The sequence below is a fragment of the Tunturiibacter gelidiferens genome (assembly GCF_051013345.1).
GTDB lineage: Bacteria > Acidobacteriota > Terriglobia > Terriglobales > Acidobacteriaceae > Edaphobacter > Edaphobacter gelidiferens_A.
The window spans coordinates 1-23,182 of record NZ_CP132940.1 but is presented as its reverse complement, the minus strand read 5'-3'; the positions used below and the strand labels follow the sequence as shown (position 1 = coordinate 23,182).

Sequence of the window (23,182 nt, the reverse complement as noted above, 5' to 3'; positions counted from 1 at the left end):
CTCACGACTCGAACTACATCTACTCCAGGCGCAACGCACTCGTAGGACTCACGCTCGCGGCACGTCCTGCAGGGACCGCGCTCGCTAGCAGAGCTACAAGAGCAACACCAAGAATCGCGAATAAGTAGCTCTCAAGATCGAGCGGTTTCATTCCGTACAACGAACTCTCCAGTCCCTTGCCAGCCGCCATAGCGAGCGGCACACCAATCACAACGCCTGTCGCACACAACAGCAGGCTTCCGCGCAGCACCATCCACACCACCTGCGAACGCTTCGCACCTAGCGCCATGCGCACCCCGATCTCCGCAGTGCGACGGTTTACGCGGTATGCAAGCGTTCCGTAGAGCCCTGTCGCAATAAGCACCACAGCCAGCACACCGAAGCAGCCGGCGAGACGGGCGAAGAGAGCCTGCTGCGCGATGGACTGCTCGAAGACCGCGCCCTGCGTCATCGGCGCCAGCAGAGGCATGTCGGGATCGATCTGGGCGATGACCTTGCGCATGGTCGGCAGCATCACCATAGGATCGCCGGGCACACGCATCTCGATGTCGAGTTGACTCACCGCACCACCCTGCGTAAACACCGTCCAGAGCATCGGCATCGCCTCTTCGGTGATGCTGGTGTACTTGTGGTCTTTCACCACGCCCACGATGAGGATCGGATGGCCGCCTTTCGAGTTGGTGAGCACGTGGCCTACCGCATTCAAGGTTCCGACATACTTCTTCGCGAAGGTCTCATTCACGATCAACACCTCTGGGGCGGACGTGGAGTCGGCATCGGAGAAGTCTCTTCCCTGCACGAGCTGGACACCCATGGTGCGAAAGTAGTCCGCGCCTACGGTGTTCTTTCGAAAGTTTGCCTGCCCCGGTTCAACCCCATTCGGCTTGTGCCCGTCCACTGTGACACCCGCGTTGTTGCTGGACCATCCGGAGCCGGGCCGACTGCTCGCCATCGAGACGCTCTCCACACCGGGGATCGTCCGCAGCCTCTGCTGCAGCGCAACGAAGAAGGCGATACTTTCTTCCTTCGTATGCGCGTGCTGCGGATGCACACCGAAGACCAGCAGGCCCTGTGGCTTCTGGCCGAGGGGTGTCTTCAAAAGGTTGCGCAAGGTCCCGAGGAGCAGCCCCGCGCCCACCAGCAACACCACGCACAGGGCGATCTGCGTAACGATGACCGCATTGCCGGCACGCACCTGCTGCGAGCTGGACTGGGATACTGTCGCGGAGCTGCGGAGCACGAGCTCCGGGCCGCTCGACATGGCAGACCGCAATGGGGCGAGCCCAAACACAAGCGCCAGCAGTAAGAGCACGCCTAGTGTGAACCCCAAAACCACTCCATCCGGCTGCAGGTTCGATTGAATCTGCGCCCATGATCCGAGGGCACGGGTTGCGCCCACTGCGAAGAACCACGCTGCGGCACCGCCGAGTGCGACGAGCAAGAAGCTTTCGGTAAGGAGCTGCCGGGCGATCTCCCTACGGCCTGCGCCGAGCGCGAGTCGGACGCTGAACTCTCGCTGCCTGCTGGCGTTGCGCGCGATGAGCAGCATCACGACGTTGCTCATCGCGATCAGCAGGACCAGGCCTACCATCGTCATCAGCATCGTCAACGCCCGGGCGAAGTAGCCATCCTGACTGTCGAACTGCTTGGCCTCATTGAACGAAAGCCGGTACGTCTCGTCGCCCGCGCGCTTCTGTGCAACGCCGGTGTGCGCCGCCCGTTCAAAGAGGCCCTGCGCCTTCGCCAACGCCTGTTCCCGGCTGACGCCCGGCGCCGTGCGGACCATCAGCTTCATGCACCAGAACTTTTGCTCGGTCAGGTACATGCCATCCTCTGCCGGACTCCCCCACGCATTGAACTCGGGCCTGCTCTGCAGGGGAATCCAGAGGTCCAGCGGCAGCTTTCCTTCGGTGCCTTCGAATCCCTTCGCGGCAACGCCCACGATGGTGAACGGAATCGACTTGATATAAAGCGTCTTTCCGAGCACGTCGCGGCTGTGCGCATAGTGCGTGGCCCAGAAGCTCTCGCTGATGACGACGACGGGAGTGTGATCGTCTTCATCCTTCTCGACAAAGCCGCGGCCAAGCTCCGTGCCGACGCCCAGCCCGCGGAAGTAGTTGCCGCTGACCATGTCGCCCGCGGCCTCCTCCGGCATGGTGCCGACGCGTACCGGGGCCTTGCCGCTGGTGGACATGGGGATGAAGGTCATGACCTCCTGCAGGCCGCCTTGCTCGCGTAAGGCTCGATAGACAGGGTATGAGAAGGAGGTGTTCGAGTCGCCTGTCTGCGAGGCACCGTCCGGGTATCCCGTTGTGTGCACATAGAAGACGCGCGAGGCGTCCTCGACAGGCAGCATCTTCATCAGCACCGCATGCATCACGCTGAAGACGACTGTATTGGCACCCACGCCCAACGCAAGGGTCAGCACACACACGATGGTAAACACCGGCGTCTTCGCCAACTGCCGCACACCGTACCGTGCATCCCGCCACACATTCGCAAAGAACATCGTTGTCCTCGATTCCCTCTGTCGCTGTTTCAGCAAAGTCATATTGCCAAACTGTCGCCGTGCCGCTCGTGCCGCTTCCCTCGCGCTCATGCCCTCGCGCTCATACTTCTCCGCGAGCATCTCCAGATGCGTACTCATCTCTTCGTCGAAGGCACTGTCGGCTCGCCTCTGCGCAAAGAGTGCCTTCAGCTTTGCCATGAATGTCAGCACGCGGTCAGACATGTCTAAGCCTTTGCCTCGAGCGCCAGCACGCGGCCAATCACCGCTGCAATGCGCTCCCAGTTCTCTGTCTCGACGGCGAGCTGCTTCATCCCGCGCCTGGTGATGCTGTAGAACCGGGCGCGCCGATTGTTCTCGGAGAAACCCCACTCACTGGCGATCCAGCTCTTCTGCTGCAGCCGCAGGAGCGATGTATAGACGGTGCCCTCATTCAACGTCAGCACGTCTTCGCTCAACTGCTCGATGCGCCGTGCAATCCCAAAGCCATGCAGCGGGCCTAACGCCTGCAGCGTCTTGAGGATCATAAGATCCAGCGTCCCCTGTAAAACCTCAGATTTGTCCGTTGCCATGTCTACTCCTTTGGATACTGCAAAGAAGCTACCACTTTCTCCTTTGGAATGTCCACAGAAGAGCTTTACGCAACGCTTTGTCGAATTGTTCCGTGCTTTTGCAGTTTCTCAATGGCAGAGCGATTACATGAGACGATGAACGCCATTTGAAATTCGCAATTAGTAACCCGGATCATATGGTCCAAATCAATCCACGGCTCCGGCTACCAGTTCTCTTGGTCACGGGCTTGTCGGATCAATCCAACAGGTTACAAGTGATCCGATGATGTTGTTCGCGATGGTCTCAAGGCCGTAATCTGCACGAGGTCGCTGCCAATCTGTCTCTGGGTCGGACCAGCAGGCGTCGGTATGTCTGTCAGCTTCAGCAAGAGCTTTTCGTAGGCAGCAACACCGTCCTCCACGGCGGCCTCTTCCGCCTCGCCGAGTGGAATCTCCTGAAGCAGGCGCAGCAGGTTCGCCTTGCCTTCGAGCAGAAGAGCGGCTGAAGACTGCTTGGGCATGTAGAAGTCGCACTTGGCGCAGGCCATGCGATGCGGGCACTGCTCGAAGAAATCGTAGGTGCAGTAGCCGTGCCCAAGATCGTAAAACTTCCATGGATCTGCTGGAGCAATCCCGGTACGAACGGCATCCTGGTCGATGAGGACTTCAATCGCCCGGAGGTTACGCGCGAAATAGCCTGCGTCGGCATAAGATTTCGCCAGCTTTAGCGGAGTGATCTTTGCGTAGTGCTGGGTTGCAGAGGGACTTGCATGGCCCAACCACTCCTGCAGTTCAAAGAGCGTCATCGGCTCTTTTGCGTTGAAAAGCTTCGCTGATCTCCAGACCCATGTTTTGCACACGCGGAAACAGCTCAGCTTCCGCATCCCGGAAGAAGTAGACGCTTTGGCGAGGATCGCCTACAAGGAACACAGTGCGGTTTTCGCGTTCGCCCAGTGACCGACCAGATCGGCAAGTAACCGATGCTGCCGCCGTGATGTGTCCTGAAATTCGTCCACGAGAAGGTGGCGGATTTCGTTCGAAATAGCGTAGGCACCTTCGCTCGACACCAGCGCCTGCTGCGCGAGTTGGGCGATTTCCACGAAGTCGCAGCGTCCGACCTCCGAGAAGACGATCTTAAGCCTCGCCGCGGCATACCGGAGAACAACAAAGCACGCGCGAACGATGCGCCACTCATCATCACCGTACCGCATAGCAGGGAGATCAGCGATACTGGCCAGTGTGTCGCCGAAACCATCCAGCCTGGAGAGTCTGGATACCAGCTCCTCCATCTGCCCCTTCTCCGCTTTCGCCGTGGTTGGGAAGCCTTCGTTCTTTGTGAACTTCGCCCGAAACTTTCCCTCCTTGGTGAGCAGCATGTCCGCAAGATCGAGATAGGCGCCAAGATACCCTTCCAAACCATCCTTATTGAAAGGACCGGCAAGGTTGGAGCTATTGGTGAGGCCTGCGAATCTTTCACCATTCAGATTGTCGAAGGCAAACCGCCCCAGCGACTCAATCCCTGCAAGTTCGTCCTCGGATAGAAGCTCCGAGATGCTATTCAGGGCCTTCAGAATGGAGCGGGCGAACGGACGCTCAAGGACTTCGCGGAGAACTGTGTCGTCGACGGTGGCGTCGAAGACGAAGCCCTGCATCCAACGATCGCGTTTCGCCAACATCTTGACCAGTTCCGATTCGAGCTCATACCAGGAGTTGTCTCGCCAGAAAAGCAGGGTCGCGATAGCTTCGCGCAACTCTTCCGGTCCGTCATCGATCTGGGACATGGTTTGCTGCGCTGCTTTCCGGTAGAGCTCTTCCGGGTGCTCGGCAACGGTCAGACTGCCTCCGAGGCCGGACAGGAGAGGTTGTTGTCTGGCGAGATCGCGGCCGAACGAGTCAATGGTCGAAATCCGAAGCAAAGCCGGTTGCTCGAGAAGATTCCAGCCGCGCGCCTGGGAATGTTCGTAGGCTGCAATCGCCAGGATGTCGGCGCCGGCGTCGTTTCTTGAAGCTTTTGCGAGCGCGTCGAGGATGCGGTGGCGCATCTCTGCCGCAGCGGCGTTGGTAAACGTGATGGCGACGATCTCGCGCGGATCGTCCACGCGAGGCAGCAAGGCAAGGAAACGCTGGGTTAGCAGTGTCGTCTTACCGGACCCGGCCGGCGCCTCAACAATGATCGAGGCGCTTGTATCAATAGCTTTCAGGCGCTCACCCTCGTCGGGCGGCGCCTGCATGGTGTTCTGAATTGTCATAGGGATACTCGGATGGAATTGAGAAAAAGAGGGAAATGATAAAGAAGTGCTGCTGTAGGTCTGAGTTTTCGATGTTTAATTTCCTTGCAGAAATTACAAGCTGATTCTGCTCATCTTTGATAGTTTGAGAATCAAGGGGAAAACGGGAAAGGTACGATACTCACTATGAAGACGTGGATTGGATTGACCGTTATTGCAACCTCATTATCTGTTTTCGGCCAGGCTCCGAAAGCTACTGCGCCAGTTGCTCCTCATCGTTCTTCCACCCATGCGGAGCCGTCAACACAAATCGGATCACCACTTCCGATGGAGGTGTCCACGTCGGTAGAACCTCACTATCGAGGCATGAACGCATCGGCAATCTTTGACGTCTTGCATCGAAACATCGGCGTTATTAAGGCTTCAGAATATGAGACAAAGACGCAGTTCGATGCGAGATTGCAGAGAATCATGAGTCTGCCTTTGTTTGACGGTCATAAAGTTGGTGACCAGTACACCTTTGCATTGGGTGGTGCTTGGGCAGGTGAAAGGAGTTTTTCCTCAGAGGGTGGAGACCCACTCTCATATCTACGAGGTGCGATACAAACCTCATACAACTCAGAGTCGCAGATATTGACTGTCACGTTGCCCATTGTGACCGGGATGGCTTCTGGGATGTACGATATGGCCTTCGGATGGGGCTATGACGTTCGTACTGTGGGACATCACGTCGGACAAAATGCTTTCGGCGTCAAGATGGCGGTCACTGATTCTGTGATCCATGAACAAACGCTAGATTTCAACGACGCCGACATCGCCTGGTTAGAATCACACTGTGAACAGGAATCTGCACGCAGCGACGTGAAATGCAAAGTTCCTGTATCAGCAGCGAGGGCGCGAGCAATGGACGGCAGTATCCGCGTAGCCTTAGGCTCGACGCTAAAGGAACCGTACACTGCAGAAGATTCCGGAACGCAAAAAGCCACTATCGACAGCCCATATGAGAATCATGAAGTGCGACACGGGCTTTTCATTTCCCCTAACCAACTAGTGATCTATGACGGACGGACAGGTGAAGTGGTAGCGCAATACATCAAGTAGGTTTATCGATCGAACGCTGCGGTTCTCTCAAAAGGAACTCAGTGTCTCTACCGGGACATCGAAGCAGATTGTCATGGTGAATTCCGACTGGCTCGTCACAATGGGCGCAAGTGTGAATTGTGTCGTCTGGCATTCGATCCTCCTGACAATACGTTATTGCATGATTTGGCGGTAAAAGCGCTCGACCTTCGAAGCTGTACTCGCCAAGACTTCGCTATGCTTGAACTGAAGTGCTGGTGATCGGTAGCCAAGTCGACGCGCGATTTCACTCTTTGTGAAACCCTCAACCTGCAACTCTGCAATCTTCTTCCAGGTCGGATCGGCATCTACCAAGGCATCATCCGCGCAAGCATTTCTCGTAACTGAAAGAATGCGCCTTTCCGTGTCTGCCTGATGCGCTGACGCCCCCCGGTTCGGATTGACAACACGATGGTCTTCCCTACGTCGCAAGCATCGGCCACAGCCTTATAGCCGACACCAACACCCGCAAGCATTAGAATGTGCCGGCGAGCCCTTTTAAAACTCACGATCCCGTTACCGAGCCCCGCCTTGCGGGCTGCTGCCCGTCCCGTTTCGTATCTCGAGTTTGCAGCTCGGCAGGGGACACACTTGCAACCGCCGATATACTTGATCCTCGTCCCATGAGGTTTGTCAGCTGCAAGATCCTTTGCTGACCGTAATCCCGATGGTCTCTGTTGGGCCATTCGATTTCCTTTCTCAGAATCAAGAAGCAATTTGACTAACCTCACGGTTCATTGAGTAGGTGGTGTCGCTTCCTCGTCGAGTAGCTTGACCCAAGGCTTTTCGGGATGACGGACCAATAAGCCTCGCAGTTCCAGATAACGAAGCCCAAACTCGATCTCTTCGAACGCGTCGTGGTCATCAACAGATTCTTCGCTCACATTCATCCATCCGTCTCCCTCCGAAACCGTGTTGCAGTCGAGGAATGAGGAAGCATTCTCAAACGCGAGACAGTGGGCCATACGATCGATCTCCGACATGCTCATGAGGTCAACCGTCGTCGCTGTGGGCTCTCCTACAGGAACGGATTGGAAAGCGGCTTTTAGTAGGTCTTCAAGCCAGAGGACATCGACGCTCTCTCTGAAATTGCTGTCTTCTTTCGACCGACAACCGGTGTCCTCGCCCATAGCCAAATTCATGGCATCGGTCATCAGGTCTTGTTCAGTGGGGAATTCGGCGTCGGGATCGCCGTCCAAGGGTTCAATGTTCCGGGTCCAGCTTGTGCCTATCGTGCTGCGCACTAAGCGCGAAACGATTTCTTTGGCTAGCTTTCGTTCTGGCTTCTCAGATTGGCATATTGCTGTCATGTATTTGCCTCGAATCGTTTGAAAGTGACTACCCATACAAAATGCGTGGCGTTCCATGAACCTTCGCCGTTGATCGATTCCCAGAGCATCTGGTACTCCAATTTGGCGGTCGGAGCATGCCCGAGTAGGAGGAGCGCGAGTTCACCCTCCTGCGTTCCAGCCATATCCTTGACATCCTGGGCAGTGATGGGTTCGCCCGCCTTGCACCCTTCGGCTATAGCGTCTTCCTCTGAAATAACCTTGAGAGGTTCGATCCGGACGCCGGATACTTCCAACTGGATACGTGAAGCGTGGCGTGGCATAAACCGGGCGACCTTGTACCGCCATCCCCACTCATTCCCGGTCTTTGGTGACTCTATCGTCGTAGTCGGGCGCTTCCCGTCTGCCACATAGTGAACGGGTGCGGTCTCCAGTGGGACGTAATGCCATTTCGGGCGACCCTTTTTCGTTTTACCGTTTGGGCGTTTTTCACACCACAGCCAAGTCGCCTCCTTCACATAGCACCGATCACCTGGGCTGCCATAAGAGCTCACCCACTCGAACTCACCCGGCTTGATTCCGAACATTCCGCTTGGGAGAGAGATGGAAACAGCTCCGTGTCTGTTGAGGTGAGGCTTGTAGATGCCAGCAGGTGCGCAGATGGCCGGCGAGATGATCGACTCGCCTCTCACAAGCCGCGGGAGAACAATCCGCAAGCGTTCCTCATCCTTTACGACTCGTCGGGTTTGAGTCTTCAGCCCATCACGAATGGCTAGAACCATGGCGGAACTGAAAGCAATTGGTCGATCCTTTGCGATGAGCATTATGTTTCTCCGTCTCTAAAAACGAAAATGCCGCCTTCGAAATTGAAGAGCGGCATGAATAATCGGATTGCGTTCAGCAGTGCACACCTGCATATGGGATGCAAAGAGAAAAAGGCTTATTTACGAACGGGACGTAGGCTGATTTGTACGTCTGGGCAGAATTTGTCACAAACTTTTTCCAAGTCTCTTCGCCGCCCTGAACGAATAGGGTGCCATAGATGACTACAGGAAGCATCCTCAATTTCGACAGCACTTCTTCCATCGAGTCCTCGCGGCACAATACAAGCACATATCCCAACGAGCCTTCTGGCAGCTCAGAAGCTTCCCAGTCTGAGTCAACCATATAATCTTCGCCGAGTTCCCCCAAAACTCCTTCGTCGGAGAGCCTTGCCATTTCGCGGTCTAAGATCTGGAATCTCAACGCCTCAGACGCCGCAAATAACGGATCGCTCATCCGATAGAAATTCAAGATGAGCCAAGCCTAGTAGGAACCCATTTCATGTTGCGCGAGCTCTTCAAAGAAATCTTGACGGAGCTTTTCATTACCGGAGTGCTTGTATTGAGTGGAAGCCACCGATTTAAAAGATCTTCGCCTTTTCTTGAAAACCATGCTTGCTCCTTTGAGCCCAGACTTAGCTTCCTACCACGACAATGGATTCTACGCCTACCCGAATTCAGGATGGAACGCGCCATGCACATCTGGCGCTTCACTGTCGGTGATAAATTACCAACGATGGGTCAACCTATACATATACGCCGCATCTGCTCCTATGACATGTTGGAGGTTCCGGCCAACGGATATGTGCTCGCAGAATCAGCAGGCGAGATGTATTTCTGCAATGCACGATGTCTCTGCATCTGGGCGATCCAGCTTGCGACACGTCCAAACCCGACTGAAGAACAAAAGTTATTTTCGACGGAAATGACACCGCCGGCCGGACTACGCCGCACCTTTATGAATGTCACGGAGCTAGCACAATGGGCAGCTGCGAATGCGCTTGGGGGCGAAGAGCACGGGGGGCTCATGAATGGAAAAGTTAGGCAGCTCCCACCTACAGAACCGGCCTAATTTCGGGATCGTCAGACAAAACAAGTGATCAAAGGTATCGTCCCGATGCGGGAGATAATTGAGTTGATATGACTGATGGTGAACTTAAGGATTTGGAACAAGCAGGATGGAACAGAGTCAACATCAATACATACCGTCACCGCTGCAACGCCATGGTGCTGAAGAGAGGGGACAGATGGGTGTCAAAGACCGCGGCAGGAGAACTGATTGCGAAGTACAGAACCGTGTCGCAAGCTGCCGACCATCTTCGAGAGTGCGACCCCCATTTCTGGAGCATGCGCAGCCGCGGAGGGTACGGACAGTGCGGCGGCGTCTCAATGGCTCACACTGATTTCGACCGTCAATCAAAAACTTATGCCTTTGTCTTCCACTTGCCAAAACAGAGTGACTTTCCGAAGTTTTTAACACCTGTATTCAAGAGTCATATGTTCGGGCAAGCAACATGCGCCAGATGCTCAACCCCGATGAGCGTCGTTAGATTCCGATCGCTGTTTGCGGATAACTCTCTCAAACGAAACCGGGCCGAAGACTTTATCGTGTGCATTTGTGGCTATCCCGTCTGGGTTTTACACCAGGAACGTTTCTTTGATGCAGAGCAACGGATGTTCAGGTATGAGCGTGCCCTAAAGCGCAGGAGGAGCCTATCCTTAGCGGGTGGGAGACATACGGCCGAGGAAATCCAAAAGATACTCGCCCTTCAAAGGAATCATTGCATTTATTGCAATGTTCGATTTTCTGTCGAGGTGAAAGCGACCAAAGATCATCTGTTGGCGGCTGTGTACGGAGGCTCTAACTGGGCGCTCAACATTGTGCTGGCTTGTAAATCCTGTAATTCTCGTCGAGGAGACATTCCGTTTCGGACGTATTGCAAGCTCCTCAGTGAGGTGCAGAATCGAAGAATATTGGCGCATTTGAAGCGCAGAATCCTAGCGATAGATTTCGACAACTTAGGCAAGGGTGCCTTCAGTTCGTTTCATATCGGCATTGAACTACACGATTCGCAACATACCCACTCACCAACCACACAGGACACGACTATCTGGTGCCCAGTCCTCCCAGCGGATCATTCCTGTTCAAACGAGCCGAGGACGGAACTCTGATTAAAGTCGGCGATGCTACGTGGGACGAAGACCTCAAGATTCCACCAGGCCAGACCGTCAATGTGACGTTCACTTGGAAGGTGAAGCCGAGCGACTACAACAAGACGTACGAGGAGCTCACTGCGGTCAAGCCTGCGGACGGCAGTATCAGTCCAGACCTCAATAAATTTCTGACGACACGTATGGATGAGTGGGCGGGTTTCGTATTCTTCGACTACCTCGACAACGTCAAGATCGATCTACCGCGAGACTGGGTGTTGCCTGCGTCCAAGTTTTGAAGGGTCTTCCACAGATCGCTACATCATCCACCTAAGGTCCCCACCATGTCTTAGATACTCTGTGGATTCAATAAGATACAAACTATCTCATCTTGGGCCGCGGGCGCCAAGAGTATTATCAATATAGTCGGTCAGTAATTCCGGGATACAATCGGAGACTCAATGCTGCCCTTGGAACAATCCGAAGCTTCAGCCGTATCGAAGATTCCGCTGGAACGGCCGCGGTCTGAGTCGTCGACTGATCCCGCAGCGATAGGAAGATCGCTTGTCATCAAGGGTGAGGTGACGGGATCTGAATCACTTTACATTGATGGCAGGGTCGAGGGCGCGATAGATCTACCCGGTAACCGGGTCACCATTGGTCGCAACGGGCAGGTTGCAGCCAACATCGTGGCAAGCGAAATCGTTGTGCTGGGTAAAGTTCGCGGCAACTGCCAGGCAAGTGGTCGCGTGGATATTCGCAGCGAAGGGTCGCTCACCGGCGACGTAATCGCAGCACGTATATCGATTGAAGACGGTGCGTTCTTCAAGGGCGGCATCGAAATTCGCAATCCCGACGCGATTTTGACTCCATCGAGTGTCCAAGGAATAGCGAAACTTGGTTCCCCTCTCGCGGCGGCCTATGACACGCAGGCTGAGAATGAAATTGCTGACGGACAATATGAAATGCTTGACGATGAAGCCGATTTAGAAGACCTAATTCCACGATGGCGCTCGGGGACTCCAGCTCTCGTGCACTCGCGGAGTGCTCGATAAACCACCCATCGCATGCCACCTGAATCTCCAACAAACTCGCCTCGGGTGTCTATTGGCTGGGCTCCTAGTTTTACTACTGACGTCAAGAAACTGGACGCAGAAGTGGGATATGCCGCGTCAACCGAAATTCTAAACGCCCTGGTTGAAGCACTTTCCGCGCTCAAGCGGTATGAATGGGACAAGACCCTCATATCGCCGGCGGGCCACATCGGTTCCTCATTCCAATACGACTTCCATCCGCATTACGTCTTCACTTTTAGTGTTCTAACTGACCGAGATGAACGGAAACAACCAATTAAAGAAAATTATGTCCTCAAGAGACTATTTAAAAAGTGACGGATTTCCTGCCACTTTTGAATAGATATCAAGGGCAAATCCCAGAGCCAAAAGCAAAAAGCCGAATACTGCGAGCTTTCGTGTACGCCTATCAGCCCAGTCTTCCCCTGACTGTGAAGTGGCCGGCTTTCCAGAGGGATCATCCAGGATATCTGGCTTTCCAGCCGCCTTTAATACCTCGAACAGTCTTTCCCAGCCTCGCACAACCCCAGTCTTCCATTTAGCGGTGAACGCGTCGAGCGCCAGGACAATACCAGCGACGAAATTGATGGTTGAGGCTAAAGCGTCCAAATGGATGTCGACCATGAGGCGAGGATACGGTGGTCCTCTCATTATGAAAAGAGGCCACCTAGATTCATGCGGACAAGACATGCTCTGAGATCAGATCAGCTCCGCTTGAGATGGTCGAGCACCATCCAAAGATATTGTTCAGGTCCAATCACGGATATCAGCTTGACGCCAGCCTCGATCCACTTCTCCTCGGTAATTACCGGAGGATTGGAAAGACAATAGTTTGGATTAGTAAGTATTTGCCTGACGTCACTCGCGGTCCATGGCTGATCCATATCGTATTCTCCTCGTGCCAATTCTACCGTTGCGATGTTGGCTGATAGGTCGTCTCTGCCCAGAAGGCCGTACAGTGAAGAAACCAGCCGTCTCCGACCTCCAAACATAGGTTCATGACGGGGTGGCTAAGGATTCTCTGGAGGCGAAATGAAGTCGCGCCGCCTCTGCTCCGGGGATGTTCCATCCGTACATCGAACCGCACAGCATAGCCTCTTCGACTTCAGGGGTAATCCCCATTCGTTCGTTGATAAGGCGAACGTGCTCCTCGCATCCCTTGACTGTAGTGTGGTGGTCGTAATTGGTCAGGTGATAGCCCGACTCGCCGAATGTAACAATGCCAATTCGCTTGGAAGGCTTTCCACCAGGGATCACAACGTACGCGAAATTCATTTCGACAAGCTCCTTTGTTTTCCTTCTCAGTAACCGAGTTCGTGAGTTCTTTCAGAAACCCATCAATGCCAGCAATGTGACGTTTTCTTGGATGGCTAAAAGTAAATCAGTGATGATGGACGAGATGTCGGTAACGGATCGCTGCGGCGAGAACCGCTAAGGGGGCCACCAAAGCGGTTCACAGCCACACTCGAGAGCCTACGTTAGGGAAGCTTATAGACGATCTGACCTGTTGTGCCTGTGATACCAGAGATCGAAAACAGTAACCCAAACGCTTCGTTCTCAGAATCGGCATCGAAGAGGGCCTGCACTCCATTACCGTCGTGATGACCGTATATTGACCAAAGCATTCGATAACCTTCTGGGGGCCAACCATCGGTTCCCACCGTCATCTCAACAATAAACGTCTCAGCCTCACTAACGGTATCGAAAGGATGGCATATAGCGGAACCGTCGGAGGTCTGCTCCTCCACTACTGGCCGAACCTCGTATGTGTCGAAACGGAGATCTTGAATCAATTCTGAAACCCGCATGTCTACCCTCACTCAGAGCCATGAACCCACTTGCAAAGTCACAACTGTTATGCCGCGTCGATATGCAAAAACCAAGGGGCAATACCGGCAACGAAGTTTAGTGAATGCCCCTGGCTCTGGAAAAGGGTTGTCAGTTGTATCTCTCGTTCACTGTCACTGATTTTGTCGTCATCGTTGATTAGGATCGCCGTTTTCGTAAAAGCGCTGTTTCCCCATGATGATGGAACAACAGCTTCGTTCCGGCTCACAAAAATCCCAACGATTCCCGAGAAGGCGTGATGCTCGATTTCTGCCGGCTCGGGCACTTCTAGAAGATTCTCGAGCGGCACACCACTTTCAAATGAGCATTGCCCAAGAACGCACATCATATTGTCCACGTTAAGGAGCATAGTTTCGCCGGACTGACGATGGTCAAGCTCGTTTTTGCCGCCGCGGCGCCAGCTGTCACGGTAAATCGTGAATTCCATAAATACCTTTCTGATAGATGTTCCGCGAATATCGGATTCCTTTCGCGGTGGCGCCGCCAGTTGGTCTAGCCGCCACTAGGGTGTGAGAAACGTGAGTTGATGTGTCCTCCAGATACAATTCCTTGGCGAAGAACGAAAAGCCGCCTTTTCGCAGGCGGCTTTAGGGCAAGCGCTATCGAGTGGAGCATGCTGAGAACAAGCTCTTCGCCATCAGCCTTGTTATTTCGTCGTTAAAGGAACTCGGCCACTGGCATGAGCTCCGCTAAACATGCTCTCGAATCCAGACGTGAAGCCTGTTGACAGGAGCGTTCACACTCCAGACATGGATGCGCTCGTCGCCATTTTTCTCAGGGGTCTCCACTCGAAGCGGAAGGAAGGGATCGCCTAGCTGGTTTGAATTGCAAAAGCGGATAGCTGCGTCGGCCGCTGTTGGTGCGAGAACGGGGGATTCGATTTTGGATTTATTTTCAGCGTCTGAAAAACAGGAAACTAAAAACCTTCTTCGGGTGTTCACTAAAACCATCTCCTTCGGTCAGATGGGGCCACTAGATAAAAGGGTTCTGGCGACAGGCGACCATACGAAATAGTCCTTGAAATCCTCTCGAGTTTGGCTCATAGCTCCCTAACCGAATAGGAGACTACAGCAGGATTTTCCAGAAGAGTAGGCATACTGGATAGGAATGATTCGTGATCGATCTTCGATGCGTCATCTTCGATTTCAACAATGTGCGTCAGATGCCATCCCGCGCAAGGCAAAGACCACAAGGCCTGTTTAGCTGAAGGGGCTTGTGGGAGTCGTGTATCTGATATCAATTCGCGACTCCCCGCGCGGTCGAGCATCAGTGTTGGACGTACCGATTACCGCGCTTCTCCTGCTGATCTGCCTTGACTGCCTCGAAGACTGATTCCGGAGCTTGAATGCCAAGCTGAAGGAGGATTTGACGGTAATAATCCACGTCTTTCCTGTTAATGCCTGCCTGTGGATCGCTAAGGTTGGAGTAAACAAACGCTCCCTCTTCTGTATTCACGACGCAAAAGACATAGTTGAGGGGGCGGTCGTAACCCATGAGAACGTAGACCTTCTGGCCGTCTTTTGTAACGGCCTTGAAACTGTGCTGGGACATCATTTCTCCTGGGAGTGTGTGTGATCGGCTTCGTTGTGATCTTCAGCGAGTCCGCATTCGAAGCAATAGCCATTGTTGGTTGGGTCGGAGTATTTGTGCGGTGTTGCCCTGGCCAGCTGCCACGATGGCTCCAACACTTCCCACTTGCCTACGGTCTTTCCGTGGACGTCGGTGATGTTCCCGCTTTGGTGCGGTTCTGGGGCCTTGTTCCCATACGTGCTTACGGCGAGGGCCGACTGGATTGCGCGGCGAACGTCTGACCAATCTTGAAGCGCGTTGTTGCTCAGATCTATCTTTAGGCTCAAATTCCTAGTGTCGTTTCCTAACCTCTTCGATAACCTTGTCAGCGCTTCTTCAAGCTGACTGATCCTCTCCGCGTGTTGCCTATTGAGCGTCATGACAGCAAGCCCAGTGCGGTTATTGCAGCCGAATTTGTCGAAAAGACTACGAACGTGACCTTTGACTGTCAGAAACGAAACATCCAATTGATTAGCAATCGATTCGTCATTGTGGGCCTGAGTGATGAGAGTCAGAACTTCGGCTTCCCTAGCTGTTACGCGGAAGCCCTTAAGGCGCGCACGGAGGCTATGCCGGCGCCTGCGCTTGGAAATCTTTAGCATGAGGCCTTTCATATATGTCTCCGGCTTAGAGCGCGAAGATTTGAGTTTGGTCGCGAATCGAAAGGGGGCGGTACCAGATTCACCACGGCTCTAAGTGGTTGTATATACAGAGGATGATGACTATGATCAGGGTGGGGGCAACGATGGACGAGTCTCATATTTCGGACGGAGACACTATGGTGGCGAGCGTGGAGAGTCGCGCCATCAACATGGCAACGGAGTACTACGAAAAACGTGGTTATGCTGTCACGAATGTCTGCCGCGCTCGTCACGAACACAAAGGTTATGACTTGCTGGTTAGCGAAACGATGCAACTCTAAAAATTGAAGTAAAAGGATCCGGAAAGCTTTATCACGGAATCCCGGATCTTCACGGGAATGAACTTGACGATCAACTTCAACTGATCGCTGACTTCCTTTTTGTCTGCTATTTTCCTAACGGCTTGCCTGCGAAGGTCGCAGTGATTCCTCGCAATAGAATTCCTCCGAATGCAATGCAGCCGAAGCTTGCCTATTGCATAGGTAGCTCGTTCAAGAACCGTTCATTCATCGAGTCCTTCTTGGAGAAACCGTGAGAATCATGGTCATTGCCATACTTCTATTCGCCGACTGCCTGGTGGCGACACCTCAAGCGCAAGAGAACCAAGAAACACAGGCTTTGAAGGCATGCACCCTATCGCATATGGGCAAATACTCAAGCGCGAGAGAAGTGGGCTACAACTCGTGCCCTGCAGAGACTCAGGCGTGGTTGAAAGCGTGTATCGCTCGCATAACCACCTGTCCGAAAGATGACGATCGTGCCTGTGAGGATGGCCAAGCAAGGTTCAACTGCGAGGGAGATTTGCGAGATGTTGAAAATTCGATTGACCATACATGGCAGGCTGCACATCCGACACCTCCCCGTCCAGTAGATCCGAGAATGGAAAGCGCCATGAAAGATCTCGCATCGCAGCTGCCTCTTCCAGGACTGCCTAATTTGAAAGTGCCGGTCTTCGCAATTCCGAGAGCAGTTGTGTGTTCCAGTGCGAATGCGCTGATGAATCCAAATCGTGACATAGCGCTCGCAACAGGAGCATGCACGGTCTTTGAAAACTCTAGGAGAGTCTCCATACTGGTTCCGACCGAATCCACGGAATACATACGGGACCATTACTTCCAGATCGTCGAAATCAGATGGCATAGTAAAGATATGTCTGAGGCAAATGTCTATTCTGGCTGGGTCGCAATATCGGCGCTACGAAATTGATTCCTACTACTGGAAGAGGAAATGGCAAAGAAACTTATAGTCGGGCTCGAATATGACGGAGCCTTTGCAGACATAGACATTGAGATCTCGGAGGCGCTGAACAATGGGGCAGTCCCGACAGCACCACTCTTTCAAGCTGGGGACCGGTCAAATAACGAGAAAGAACAGGTTGTTCAGTCCTATTTAACCGCGCAGAGTCTACCGGCAAGCTTTCACTACCAATCGCTGTTCATCGCTGACGCCGCGAACGGTTATCCCACCGTGAAGATGGTAGAACCCTATGGGCATGCTTTTATTGTGAAACCTCATGTCTTCGATGAGCTGAAGGTCGCCTCGATCGGCGACATGCAAACCCTAATTTGCGAGATTACGCGAGAAGGGAAAGACTATACGACCGCAGACCCGAGGGTTGTGTCACTGAGCAACTCTCAAACTAGGGATGCTTCGATTGAGCAAATGCTCAAAGAGGTTGCAGTCCTTCGAAAGGACCCATGCAAGAGTCAAATCTTTATCGAAGCACGCGGTCTATCGGCAACTCACCCACAAAGATTTAGAGCGCCCCTGCAACAAAGGGGATTTTCCTTTAAAGAACAGCCCTTTCCGCTTGGTAGGGCTCTAGAAGGAGTCTTTGGAGGCTATTGGTTGTCCAATCCACTTTTTTGCTCTTAGTATTGCAATCGTTTTATGTGTGGTTAGGGGCCCACGTTGACTCCCTGGCTGTGCAGACTTGGAACCGTCGCAATAGCATTGTGGTAACATTTTCCGTAGCGACAGCAGTTGGCCTGCCGCCGCTACAGCACTACTGCAGTGAGCTACTTGCGAAACCTCAAGACTTCAGCAAGTAGTAGGGCTAGAGCAAGAATCACGCGAACCAACTCGTGATCTTCGACATCAAAGTCCAGCTTCACCTTCACACCACATACCCCCTCTCGACGGACCCGGAGCGCTAACTCTGGGTCAGTCAGTCGCGTTTGAGACGCGACCCGCGTCGATCGAGAAAGCTACTTCTCGCCTATTCGCGCTTTCAACTGCCAACGATCAAGGGTGAGATCCCAAACTTTTGTAGATGTGCGCAAATTCCCGACCTGTACGAGGGGCATCGCCCAAAGAAAGTTCGGGCTGATGCCCATACTCGGGATAACGGAATCTGATCGATCTGATCTCGGCTTGCTGTTCGCTGAGGGTCGATCATGTAAGCTAAGTACATCAAATCGCTCTTGTATCACGGTTAAGTACAGCGCGACACTTGGATGTCCCGAAAACCGCCCCCGCAAACCCCGACCTTATTCCCACCAAATCCCAGCACCGCTCTGATCGCGCTTCAGCCGATAATCCCGCCCGGCAGGTAGCTTGAAAGTCAAGTTGACGCTGGTCCCTCGCTGGAGCGTCGCTCTGTTTGAAAGATCTAGGCCAAATGCTTTCAGGCCTGACTTAATGTCAAAGCTGCGGCGGCTCTCTGCGGTGCGGGAGAATGTATGGAGCGCTTCGGACATGTCGCCGGAAAGTCTAAACGTCTCTTCTATAACATCCGCTTTTTTAAGGCGGCAAGACTTCCTTGCGTGGTCTCAGTTTCGATTCCCAGCCTGAACTCACGCTTCCGTTCATCGGGGACCTCACTACGCAGGCCCCTCCCGACTGGCAACCCCTTTTCATAAACGCTTACTAGGTATACCCGCAGCGGAAATGTTATGAAAACTAGTTTATATTCTCCCGCTGCAACTTGAAATTCACTCGCACATGTCATCAACGCGGTTTGATTCGCCCCCATTCCAGTTCCGAACACTTCAACCTGCAAACCTGCTAATGTCCCTGCGATGATCTCCTCCTTATAATGAACTTCGCTGCGCTCCGCGATAGGGCAGCTGAGCCAAAATAGCGGCAGCTTGACCTCTCGCATTTCCGAACTCTCTATAATAAATTCTCTCGACGCAACTAGGTCTTTAATACGCCTGATGAAATACTCGAACCTACTGTCGGACACTTCGTCGGCATATATTTCACGGCTCTTTTCATTATTGAAGAGCACCCCGGGCGTATAAGAGGGGGCTCAAAAACCCGAGCGGCCTCTTTGTATTTAATTAGATCCGACGTGATCGCTTCTTTGTTTAGACCTATTTCACTTAGGCCTCTCTCAAAGTTTTCCGGGTCGATTCTCAACGTCTCGAACCAGTCGTTTCTTGTCGTGTAAATCATTGGGTGCTTCATGTCCGAGATTTTACCCGGAAAAATCGCGGCACGGCCAAACACTCTCTCACTCCCTTCCATAAATGCAAGTAATAGCGAGTGTTATATGAATTGCCAAATACTCCACGAAGCCAAGCCATAGTCTCAGGCTCGAGGTCTAAGCACGCCACCTGATATCCTTTGGCGCGAGCACGATCGATACATGTACTCACCAGGCTGTTCCCGATTCCATGCGCTCGCTGCTCAGGGAGCACAAAGAGGCCTTTGATTTCGCACGTTCTTGGATTCATTCGGTGGCGTAGGAACTGCCCGATATGCGATGCAGCCCACTCCCTCCGACCGGTGCATCGCTAGCAACACCTCTCCATTTCTAGTCGAATAGGCATCGGGCAATTCCAGAATTTCTTAATCGAGACGGTCAAATCGAAATCCGGATGATTGCCAGTGTTGCGTACAAACTCACCATAAGCCTTGAACATCGCACGTGCTGATTGCACCATATAAGCGGCGACGAATCTTCCAGAGGCACAATGCAAATCATTACGAGTAGAGTTTAAGCCCTCATGCCGGGTGGCGTAAGCCCAGACGGCCATAGCTCCTAAACAGCCGTCTACGTTCCTGATGTCCCGGAGCAAAGTCTCCCGTTGGCTTACCGGTTTACGAAGGATGCGGAACAGCAACCTGATTGGCAGCGGTGGCGACAACACGCTCGACGGCGCTGACGATGGCGTCGATGTCTTCGTCGTTGGTTTGCCAGTTGCAGACGCTGATGCGCATGGCACGTCGGTCCTGGAATGTGGTGCCGGTGAAGAAGGCGGTGCCTTCGGCGCAGATGGCAGTGATGATGTGGTCCGTAAATATGTCATGATCTGCCACTGTAGCGGTGGGCGATGGGTTCAGGAAGCGGACGAGGCCCTGGTTGATAATAGGCGTGTTGAGTGCCATGGCGTGTGGCACCGCACCGATACGCGATGTGAGTTGGGTAGCGAAGCGGCAGCAGCGATCGACGAGAGAGGCGATGCCGTTGCGGCCCAGCTCGCGGAGTGCGGCGTAGGTGGCGAAGCCGCGGGCGCGGCGCGACATTTCGGGACTGAAGTTGATCTGGTCGCGCGCGTCGGTGCTTGCGACTATGTAGGAGGCGCCTTTCGACATGGCTGCCTGATGCGATTCGGGATGCGCGATGAAGGCGTAGGCAGAGTCGTAGGGGACATTGAGCCACTTGTGGCCGTCGATGGCCCAGGAGTCAGCGAGGTGAGAGCCGTTGAGCAGGTGCGCGTAGCTGGGTGAAGCGGCAGCCCACAGGCCGAAGGCTCCGTCGATGTGGACCCAGGCGTTGTGCCGCTGAGCGATGGGGATGAGTGCGGCGAAGTCGTCGTAGAGCCCTTCGTTAACATCCCCTGCCTGAAGGATGACGATGGACGGAACGTCACCTTCCTGTTGCAGAGCTGTTTCGAGAGCTTCGGGCAGTAGCTGGCCTGTGTCGTTGGTGGCAAGGTAGTGGATGTTGGCGGATCCGATGCCGAGCATGCGGATGGCGCTGACGGATGAGGTGTGGACTTTGCGGCTGGTGAAGATGCGGATGGCAGGAGCGGCGGCGAGACCTGCTTCTTCGATGTCGATACTGAAGCGGGCGAGAACGTGGTGACGTGCCGCGGCGAGCGCTGTGACGTGGGCCATCTGGCAGCCGTTGGTGAAGGCGAAGCTGGCGGTGGAGGGGATGTTGAGAATGTCTTTGAGCCAAGCTCCGGCGACCTCTTCGACGATGGCAGCGGCGGGGGAGTGGGCGTAGATGGCGGCGTTCTGGTCCCATGCTGAGGTGAGGAGATCGGCAGCGAGTGCGGCGGGAAGGGTGCCACCGATGACCCAGCCAAAGAAGCGGCTGCCGGAGGAGCGATGGAGGCCGTCTTTGCAGGCTTCGATGAGGTCTTCGATGACTGTGGCGGCATCGAGGCCGGTGTTGGTCAGCTCGACGCCGAGGGCGGAGCGGAGGTCATCGAGGGTCGCGGTTCCGGCGACGCGGGATCGAGGCTGGGCGATGTATTCGAGGGCGTGATCGAAGGCTAGCTGGAGGGGTCGAGCTGAAATAGCCATTTGTATTGATGATACTGCGGGGGAGCATGTGAGATGCAATGGTATCCGGCGAGGCGCTCGCCCACCTCTCACTGCTCAAGTGGGAGCACATCAACCTGACGGTGACATGACAACTTCCTGCGCTTACTGTGGTTGATATGTCAACCATCGCAAGCGCTTTGTCGAGATGGGGTGAAATCGGATGCGACCACGATCTGCACGCCTTCCTCTGCAGCCTAGAGGTCTATTCTTCTCTATTTCAGCTAAAGCAACTGCGTGAGCGCCTAGTCGCACTGGACGACCTCGATGCGAGATTTGGAGGCTTTGATTCAGAGGATTTCACGAATTATAGGAATTCACGGCCGCTTAAACAGGTGAAGGCACTCCGGACCCGGCTCGAAGCCGCCAATGCAGAACTCTACCAGTCCGTCCGCTCTGAGATTGTTCGCCGCGATTAACCGCGCACACTTTCTTCAGTGTCTCCAGGGGTGGCGAGCCAGAACGAATCAGAAAGCCCATCACCGGGCTTGGGTTTCGAGTCTCGAGACGAGTTAATGAGCGGTATTCTTCAACTCCGCGAACCGAGCGAACCGAACTTTCAGCGATCACTGGAGATGGTGCCCTATCAGGGGTCACTACACCAAACGTCAAAAATCGTAACGACTTTCCGTCCCTTCAGCTAGCTGGTACGGGAACAGGATCCAGAGCCAAAGACGGCCCTGCTAAACCGACCAAGATGCTCTTAAATCTCTCCTGATTTCCTTGAACAGACTGAGTACGCGTTGAATAAGTGGGTCCACATTCCCGCGCGACCATAGAGCATAGGTCTCCAGCGGTCGGATCGAAAAACTCGGAGGACGCAAAACGACACCTTCAGGAACAAGAGTTTTTGCCCAATATGGAAGGAACGCAAATCCAGCACCGGCCATGGTGAGAGCCACCGCAGTTTGGAAATGCTCCACCATTTGATATTTATTTAATGGCACGTGGTTTTGTACGAAGGCCGTGGTGATGAGTTGATGCAGACTCGGGAATAGATCCTTCGAGGGAATCATAAAAAGTTCCCCTTCAAAACCCTTTAATGCCACAGCCCTCTTGCGGGCAGCTTTATGCCCTTTCGGAAGGGCCACAACGATGGGCTCCCGGACCAGTAACATACTCTCGATTTGGTCATAGCTATCAGCTAAATGTCCAATACTGATATCAAAGGCTCCCGACTGAATTCCCGGAACCTGTAGAGCTTCAGGCGCTTCTTTAAGCTCCACATTCACAAGAGGAAGAGCGGTTCTAATCTTGTCGAGAAGCCGGGGAAGGATATGGAAGCTCGCAGTTGGAATAAAACCGAGCCGGATCGTTCCTGCCTCGCCGCTCTCCGCATGCACTGCCGCAGCCGAGGCTTGCTTAACCTTCAATAAGATTTCTCGCGCCGCAGACAAGAAAGCCTCGCCCGCGCGTGTGATCTCAACATGTCGCTTTGACCGCCGGAAAAGAAAGACGCCCAGCTCATCCTCAAGTTGCTTGATTTGGACGCTCAATGAAGGCTGGGAGATATGCAGGATATCGCTTGCCTGCCGAAAACTTAAGGTTTCGGCAACGGCAACGAAGTATCGAACTTGCCTGAGTTCCATGGCTGATAGCTCTCAACGATCAGAGTAACAGGAACAAAGTATTTCACCGATATCAGGCAGCCGACGTATCTTGCAACTGGGGGTGGAAGAACTCTCGATGCCTCCAACCATGCTCGCCCCTTCGAGAAAACGTCGGGGCAGGCAAGCTGTGTAAACCGGTCACACTAGGAAATCGGTGGACGGCCAGCCGCGTACTTGACTGGCGAACAGATAGAAAGCCTATTTCTAATCTGCCCGAGTGGGCATGAAAGCCTCGGAGACACGCGTGGCAGCACAAGAGCCGGTTCGAATTCTCGGG

General features: G+C 53.8%; 24 protein-coding genes and 2 pseudogenes. 7 read left to right on the top strand and 19 right to left on the bottom strand.

Features of this window, described 5'->3' with window-relative positions:
• Nucleotides 1-19 precede the first annotated feature (19 nt).
• From RBB80_RS33550 to RBB80_RS33535, 4 genes are all read right to left on the bottom strand, one after another.
• Nucleotides 20-2,731: an ADOP family duplicated permease gene (locus RBB80_RS33550; RefSeq protein WP_433970209.1), complete on the bottom strand. Its 2,712-nt coding sequence runs from the start codon at nt 2,729-2,731 to the stop codon at nt 20-22.
• Between the two features lie 2 nt (nt 2,732-2,733).
• The gene (locus tag RBB80_RS33545) at nt 2,734-3,078 is read right to left on the bottom strand and encodes a PadR family transcriptional regulator (RefSeq protein WP_433970207.1); all 345 of its coding nucleotides are present in this window, start codon (nt 3,076-3,078) and stop codon (nt 2,734-2,736) included.
• Nucleotides 3,079-3,326: 248 nt separating this feature from the next.
• Complete coding sequence (locus RBB80_RS33540) at nt 3,327-3,863, bottom strand: hypothetical protein (RefSeq protein ID WP_433970206.1); 537 nt, start codon at nt 3,861-3,863, stop codon at nt 3,327-3,329.
• A 111-nt stretch (nt 3,864-3,974) separates the two neighbouring features.
• Nucleotides 3,975-5,306 (bottom strand): UvrD-helicase domain-containing protein, encoded by a 1,332-nt coding sequence (locus RBB80_RS33535; RefSeq protein ID WP_433970205.1) that lies wholly within the window; start codon nt 5,304-5,306, stop codon nt 3,975-3,977.
• Between the two features lie 165 nt (nt 5,307-5,471).
• On the opposite strand from RBB80_RS33535, the gene RBB80_RS33530 reads away from it, so the two are divergent.
• On the top strand, nt 5,472-6,386 hold the full coding sequence (locus RBB80_RS33530) for a hypothetical protein (protein WP_433970203.1): 915 nt from the start codon (nt 5,472-5,474) through the stop codon (nt 6,384-6,386).
• Between the two features lie 752 nt (nt 6,387-7,138).
• Here the strand turns inward: RBB80_RS33530 and RBB80_RS33525 are convergent.
• From RBB80_RS33525 to RBB80_RS33515, 3 genes are all read right to left on the bottom strand, one after another.
• Nucleotides 7,139-7,750, bottom strand: coding sequence for a hypothetical protein (locus RBB80_RS33525; protein WP_433970201.1), 612 nt, complete (start codon nt 7,748-7,750; stop codon nt 7,139-7,141).
• A complete protein-coding gene (locus tag RBB80_RS33520; RefSeq protein WP_433970200.1) occupies nt 7,711-8,517 on the bottom strand; it encodes a hypothetical protein in 807 nt (268 codons plus the stop codon). Before RBB80_RS33520 ends, RBB80_RS33525 begins: the two co-directional genes overlap by 40 nt.
• Before the next feature lie 73 nt (nt 8,518-8,590).
• A complete protein-coding gene (locus RBB80_RS33515; protein ID WP_433970199.1) occupies nt 8,591-8,986 on the bottom strand; it encodes a hypothetical protein in 396 nt (131 codons plus the stop codon).
• A 222-nt stretch (nt 8,987-9,208) separates the two neighbouring features.
• Between RBB80_RS33515 and RBB80_RS33510 the strand changes: the two genes are divergently transcribed.
• The 4 genes and pseudogenes from RBB80_RS33510 to RBB80_RS33495 form a co-directional block, all read left to right on the top strand.
• On the top strand, nt 9,209-9,586 hold the full coding sequence (locus RBB80_RS33510; protein ID WP_433970198.1) for a hypothetical protein: 378 nt from the start codon (nt 9,209-9,211) through the stop codon (nt 9,584-9,586).
• Between the two features lie 68 nt (nt 9,587-9,654).
• The gene (locus RBB80_RS33505; protein WP_433970196.1) at nt 9,655-10,686 is read left to right on the top strand and encodes an HNH endonuclease; all 1,032 of its coding nucleotides are present in this window, start codon (nt 9,655-9,657) and stop codon (nt 10,684-10,686) included.
• The gene (locus RBB80_RS33500) at nt 10,629-10,964 is read left to right on the top strand and encodes a hypothetical protein (RefSeq protein WP_433970195.1); all 336 of its coding nucleotides are present in this window, start codon (nt 10,629-10,631) and stop codon (nt 10,962-10,964) included. The genes RBB80_RS33505 and RBB80_RS33500 overlap by 58 nt, the downstream gene beginning before the upstream one ends.
• A 150-nt stretch (nt 10,965-11,114) precedes the next feature.
• Nucleotides 11,115-11,519: pseudogene (locus RBB80_RS33495) on the top strand (bactofilin family protein); the annotation flags it as partial.
• A gap of 522 nt (nt 11,520-12,041) precedes the next feature.
• On the opposite strand, the gene RBB80_RS33490 reads toward RBB80_RS33495, so the two are convergent.
• The 8 genes and pseudogenes from RBB80_RS33490 to RBB80_RS33455 form a co-directional block, all read right to left on the bottom strand.
• Nucleotides 12,042-12,362 carry a hypothetical protein gene (locus RBB80_RS33490; RefSeq protein WP_433970194.1) on the bottom strand — a complete coding sequence of 107 codons (321 nt, stop codon included), beginning with the start codon at nt 12,360-12,362 and terminating at the stop codon, nt 12,042-12,044.
• A gap of 80 nt (nt 12,363-12,442) precedes the next feature.
• Complete coding sequence (locus RBB80_RS33485) at nt 12,443-12,622, bottom strand: hypothetical protein (protein WP_433970192.1); 180 nt, start codon at nt 12,620-12,622, stop codon at nt 12,443-12,445.
• A 112-nt stretch (nt 12,623-12,734) separates the two neighbouring features.
• Nucleotides 12,735-13,013 carry a hypothetical protein gene (locus tag RBB80_RS33480; protein ID WP_433970190.1) on the bottom strand — a complete coding sequence of 93 codons (279 nt, stop codon included), beginning with the start codon at nt 13,011-13,013 and terminating at the stop codon, nt 12,735-12,737.
• Nucleotides 13,014-13,216: 203 nt separating this feature from the next.
• Nucleotides 13,217-13,546, bottom strand: coding sequence for a hypothetical protein (locus tag RBB80_RS33475; protein WP_433970188.1), 330 nt, complete (start codon nt 13,544-13,546; stop codon nt 13,217-13,219).
• A 47-nt stretch (nt 13,547-13,593) separates the two neighbouring features.
• Nucleotides 13,594-14,013: a hypothetical protein gene (locus tag RBB80_RS33470; protein WP_433970187.1), complete on the bottom strand. Its 420-nt coding sequence runs from the start codon at nt 14,011-14,013 to the stop codon at nt 13,594-13,596.
• A gap of 839 nt (nt 14,014-14,852) precedes the next feature.
• Nucleotides 14,853-15,140, bottom strand: a complete 288-nt coding sequence (locus RBB80_RS33465; RefSeq protein WP_433970185.1) for a hypothetical protein — start codon at nt 15,138-15,140, stop codon at nt 14,853-14,855.
• Nucleotides 15,137-15,442, bottom strand: coding sequence for a hypothetical protein (locus RBB80_RS33460; protein ID WP_433970432.1), 306 nt, complete (start codon nt 15,440-15,442; stop codon nt 15,137-15,139). Before RBB80_RS33460 ends, RBB80_RS33465 begins: the two co-directional genes overlap by 4 nt.
• 102 nt (nt 15,443-15,544) lie before the next feature.
• Nucleotides 15,545-15,757 (bottom strand): annotated as a pseudogene (locus RBB80_RS33455) (response regulator transcription factor); the annotation flags it as partial.
• Nucleotides 15,758-15,879: 122 nt separating this feature from the next.
• On the opposite strand from RBB80_RS33455, the gene RBB80_RS33450 reads away from it, so the two are divergent.
• Both RBB80_RS33450 and RBB80_RS33445 read left to right on the top strand, forming a co-directional pair.
• Nucleotides 15,880-16,077: a hypothetical protein gene (locus tag RBB80_RS33450; RefSeq protein ID WP_433970184.1), complete on the top strand. Its 198-nt coding sequence runs from the start codon at nt 15,880-15,882 to the stop codon at nt 16,075-16,077.
• Between the two features lie 946 nt (nt 16,078-17,023).
• A complete protein-coding gene (locus RBB80_RS33445) occupies nt 17,024-17,671 on the top strand; it encodes a hypothetical protein (protein ID WP_433970182.1) in 648 nt (215 codons plus the stop codon).
• 850 nt (nt 17,672-18,521) lie between these two features.
• Here RBB80_RS33445 and RBB80_RS33440 read toward each other — a convergent pair.
• The 4 genes from RBB80_RS33440 to RBB80_RS33425 all read right to left on the bottom strand — a co-directional run bounded on the left by RBB80_RS33440 (nt 18,522) and on the right by RBB80_RS33425 (nt 22,884).
• Entirely contained in the window at nt 18,522-19,028 is a 507-nt protein-coding gene (locus RBB80_RS33440; RefSeq protein ID WP_433970180.1) for a hypothetical protein, read from the bottom strand.
• Nucleotides 19,029-19,203: 175 nt separating this feature from the next.
• A complete protein-coding gene (locus tag RBB80_RS33435) occupies nt 19,204-19,476 on the bottom strand; it encodes a GNAT family N-acetyltransferase (protein WP_433970178.1) in 273 nt (90 codons plus the stop codon).
• A 367-nt stretch (nt 19,477-19,843) separates the two neighbouring features.
• Entirely contained in the window at nt 19,844-21,277 is a 1,434-nt protein-coding gene (locus RBB80_RS33430) for a pyridoxal phosphate-dependent decarboxylase family protein (RefSeq protein ID WP_433970177.1), read from the bottom strand.
• Nucleotides 21,278-21,978: 701 nt separating this feature from the next.
• Nucleotides 21,979-22,884, bottom strand: a complete 906-nt coding sequence (locus RBB80_RS33425; protein WP_433970176.1) for a LysR substrate-binding domain-containing protein — start codon at nt 22,882-22,884, stop codon at nt 21,979-21,981.
• Nucleotides 22,885-23,182: the final 298 nt, after the last annotated feature.